The organism is Burkholderia sp. BCC1638, assembly GCF_902833195.1.
GTDB lineage: Bacteria > Pseudomonadota > Gammaproteobacteria > Burkholderiales > Burkholderiaceae > Burkholderia > Burkholderia diffusa.
Genome location: NZ_CADFEC010000065.1, coordinates 1 through 4,244, shown reverse-complemented (window position 1 = coordinate 4,244; position 4,244 = coordinate 1). Strand labels below are relative to the sequence as shown.

Genomic DNA, 4,244 nt, shown 5'->3' with positions numbered 1-4,244 from the left:
CCCGAACGCTCCAGCACCGCGCGAATCACCGTCGCGCCCAGCTCCGGTGCCGCGATCTTCGCGAGCGAGCCGCCGAATTTGCCGACCGCGGTCCGCGCGGCCGATACGATCACTACGTCCGTCATGTTCTCTTCCTGCATTGAAATCAGTGGGTCGATCCGTATTGCGCGCCGGTACGGTGCGGCGGCGGCGCGCGAGCGCCATGCGGCCGGCGATGCGGTTGCACGTTCGCGCGCTCATCCGCCCGCGTCCGGGCACGCTGCGGCGAACCGGACGTACGCCGATCACCGCGCGGCACACGCGGCGGCCGGCGCCCGCCGGCGCCGCTCAATCAGTGTCAGTGTCGCGCCTGCGCGCGACACGCGCTCATGCAGCCGATTCGCGCGAAGCGGCTTCCTTGCGAGCGGCGGCGGCGGTCTGCTTGGCACCGCGGGCCGTCGTTTCGCTGACCGCGTCGAAACCGCTTTGCGCGGCCTCGATCGCCTGCCCCGTCGCTGCGCGCACGGAGTCGGCCGCGGCCGTCGCCGCGGACAGCGCCGAGTTCAGCGCGGCGACCACGGCGCCCGAACCTGCCGGCGCATGCTTCGTCAGCTCGCCGACCACTTCCTTCACGCGCTTGTCGTTCTGTTCGTACTGAGCCTGGGCAACCTTCGCCCACTCGGCCTGCGTCGACACTGCGATATCGAACAGATGACGACCGTATGCGACGGCCTTGCCGGCGGCTTCCTGCGGTGCGGCGACCTGCTGCGCGAAGCCTGCCGCCGGGTTGCTTGCGTTGAACGCGTTCTTCAGCTTGTCCTCGTATTCCTCGAGCGCCGTCTTGGCCGCTTGGAGGTTGAGTTCGACGACTGCCTCGAAACCATTAATTGCCGGACGGGCAATCGCGAACCACGCGGCGATTCCGGACTGATAATCGGCGGCGAATTTTTCGGGGGCAAATACGGACATCGGGCACGCTCCTGTTGGCAATGCGAGAGACGACGTAAAGAAAATGGAAGGCAGATCGAGGGCCTGCTTCCTTATTCACAACCCTCAGACACGATTGACTGCGAAGAGTTGAGGATGGCCATTTTAGATGGATTAATTGTCAATTAAATTGCATTAATGCTAGGTGAAAACCCTTAGCAGCCGAAGCGCCTTCTCCACGACAGTGCGCGTTCGTAATAGGGTCGTGTCGCAGCGCCTTGTCCGGAAACGATTTTTACCTTTTTACAGGATAACCTACCGTTGCCAACTGCAACATTTACCCCGTCATTATTTCCGTTATTAGAAAAAGGGCGCGCATTGAAAATGGGGTGGATGCTTATGTAATCGTTTTTCCAGATTTATTTTGAAATCGTTCCCGAGATTATTAATGACGAATTCAATGATCGTATATAAATCGCCGGGACGTGCGACGGCGCCCACCCTTCACCCGACCAGTTCGCGATGCAGCGCGCGAAACTCCTGCGCGAGCTTGTGCGTCGGCTCGAGATGGATCACCGGCGTCGACTGCTGATGCGACTCGCGGATCTTCACCGACGCCGACAGCCGCGACGCCAGCACCGGCAGCCCTTCCTCGACGAGTTCGTCGACCAGTCGCTGCGGCAGGCTCGCACGCGGCTGAAACTGGTTGATGACGATCCCTTCGACCTCGAGCGCCGCGTTGTGGTCCTGCTGGATTTCCTTCACGTTCTCGAGCAGCGTATACAGCGCCCGGCGCGAGAAGTCGTCGCAGTCGAACGGAATCAGGCAACGCTCGACCGCGATCAGCGCCGAGCGCGTGTAGAAGTTCAGCGCGGGCGGCGTGTCGATGTAGACGGCATCGTAGGTGTCGAGCTCGTTGAGCGCATCGCGCAGCTTGTAGATCTTGTAGCGCGACTCGAGCTTGCCGTGCAGCGTGTCGAGGTCCGGATGCGCGGGCATCACGTCGAGCCCGTCGAACGGCGTCGGATGGATGAACGATGCGACGTCGACCGGCCGGAAGTTGAACGTCAGTGCGGTCTCGAAGAAATCGGCGACGCCGGGATGCGCGTCGGCCGCGCGATCACCGAGCAGGTAGCGGGTGGAATTCGCCTGCGCGTCGAGGTCGATGACGAGCGTGCGCAGCCCTTCGCTCGCACTGATCGCCGCCAGGTTGCAGACGATCGTCGACTTGCCCACACCGCCCTTCTGGTTGAACACGACCCGCCGCATGGTGTCTCCTTCGATCGAAACGTCGAAAGAACGAGCTTAGCCGGTCAATCGTGGCGGCCGCGTGACATAGGTCAGATGCGCGGCAACGGCCCTGACACATGACGGTTGCCGGGCACGCTCCATCGGTCCGAGGTCGCGAGGATCCTGTTCAGCAGTTGCGGTCCCTCGGCGCGATTTCGTCGGCGTGAAGCCCGCGAGATGTTCGCCGCGGCGGGGAGCGCGTCAGCCACGGCCGGTCTCCGGGGCGCGGGGGCGTAAACGAAAAAAGACCCGAAGGTCCGTGCCAAGCGATTCGCTTGACTCGGACATTCGGGCCCATTCCGGTGCGGAATGCCGACGTTCCGTCAGAACGGTTCTGTTCCGATATTCCGTAAACATTGTCACGCGACGAAGGACAGACTGACCGCCACAATGCCGACCGCTGAAACCGTAAAGATTGGCCCTGGACATGCCATGCGCCTATTGGGTGATGCTCGATGCGCGACGCGCGCTGAATTGAGATCAGTCTAAGCTCTTGTCACCGATCATACGCAGTGAATCATCAGTCTTTTGGGTCCGCTTTCTACCGGCGCCCTCCATCGCCAGTGCTGCTGACGGGCCACCCGTCCAACCAGCGGCCGCAGACGTTCGCCAGCACCGTGCCGTCGCTCCACTTTCGTTGCGCCCGAGCATACGGATCCGAGCGAACAGACCGTCAGGGGATCAGACGATCCAGTGCATCGGTCCATCGGTCGCCCCCAAGCAACATCTGAACGCAATCGGACCAGTCAAACATCAGTGGCTCCGCGTATTTAGTCAGACAAATGACATTCCGTGCAATCTCGTAGCCAACGGTAACAATATCGCCAACGTGTTCGCTCACCTTTTGCGAAAAAAACTCCGACGATACGGCGACACCCAGGGTTAGCATTGTGCGCACCGCAGGTCCGTACTCCCAATGCCAGATACCCGCTCCTGGTTCATACCTGTCCCTTCTGGTGTTCACATGATCCGAGAACCGGTGGTCAGCGTACATCCATCGCGCCGGTAACAGAGGTCTCGAATCGCCGATTAACACGCGCCGCGTAACTGGGTCGCCAACAACCTCCCAGGATTGCGCTCCGAAGTAGACGCTGGCGCGATCATAAATGCGAGTCCTTCGCACTCGATCTGCAATGTCCTTTTCGATAACCGGCGATGTTGCGTGTTCGAGCACGAGCTTTAGGGTGCCACCGATAGACGTGCCGCTCTCGATAAGAGTGGTCAGGTCAACGCATCGCCTGTCTGCCAACAACGCAGGCAACGCTGACTCGTTCAGGCTTTCGACCACGAGCGGAATGATCCTGATGTCCCGGTGGCTAGCCTCTCCCGCGAGAATCTCAAGCTCCTGAGCCACACCGGAGTGTGACCGACCCGCCGAGTTGATGAAATCGCTGTCGCAGATACAGAGAATATCCACGTCGCCTTCGCGCAACATCGCTGAGATTGCTTGCGTAAACGACCGACCGGGCAAAATACTTTCGTGATCCCAGAAGACCGTGAACCCGTTAAGTTCGAGCGGACTGACGATCTTCTCGTGAATCCACGATTTTTTCTGCCCGGCGGAATCACCCCAAGCGTATGAGACAAATACAGGTAAGGAAGAGGAGCTTGCGCGGTGCATGATTCCTGATCATTCAGTGGGTTATTCTGAAGGTATGCTTCAGGGGCTGCGACGAGCCTCGTCTCCTGAGATCAGTGCCTTCTGGTCGGCAACGCTGCAGGATACGGGCGTCGCCAGCTTGTTCAACCGACCCATGTGGCGAACGAATCGTAGCCCTCGTCGGCAGACCAACAATACGTGCGATACCCGAGCTCCGACAGTCGCATGGTTTTGCCGCGTTTGGCATCGCCGGCCGTGTTCTTCAAGGTGTAGCCAGACATAGTGGACGACGCAACCCATTTACCGTTTTCGGCCTCCATCGGTGTTTACGCCGACCGGAAATTGAGCCACTTGTAGGGATCGCGCCGACTGAAAACTGAGCCGGGCAATCAACCTATCCTGCTAGTTTTTCAGGCAGGGTGTTTGGGGATGATCCCGATGACCATGA

At 60.1% G+C, this 4,244-nt stretch carries 3 protein-coding genes and 1 pseudogene; all 4 read right to left on the bottom strand.

The window, feature by feature from the left end; genetic code table 11:
- A pseudogene (locus HWX22_RS31125) lies at positions 1-125 on the bottom strand (acetyl-CoA C-acetyltransferase); the annotation flags it as partial.
- Between the two features lie 241 nt (positions 126-366).
- Entirely contained in the window at positions 367-948 is a 582-nt protein-coding gene (gene phaP, locus HWX22_RS31120) for a TIGR01841 family phasin (RefSeq protein ID WP_059526067.1), read from the bottom strand.
- Between the two features lie 462 nt (positions 949-1,410).
- Positions 1,411-2,175, bottom strand: a complete 765-nt coding sequence (locus tag HWX22_RS31115) for a ParA family protein (RefSeq protein WP_175916982.1) — start codon at positions 2,173-2,175, stop codon at positions 1,411-1,413.
- Between the two features lie 694 nt (positions 2,176-2,869).
- Entirely contained in the window at positions 2,870-3,817 is a 948-nt protein-coding gene (locus HWX22_RS31110) for a toll/interleukin-1 receptor domain-containing protein (protein ID WP_175916981.1), read from the bottom strand.
- Positions 3,818-4,244: the final 427 nt, after the last annotated feature.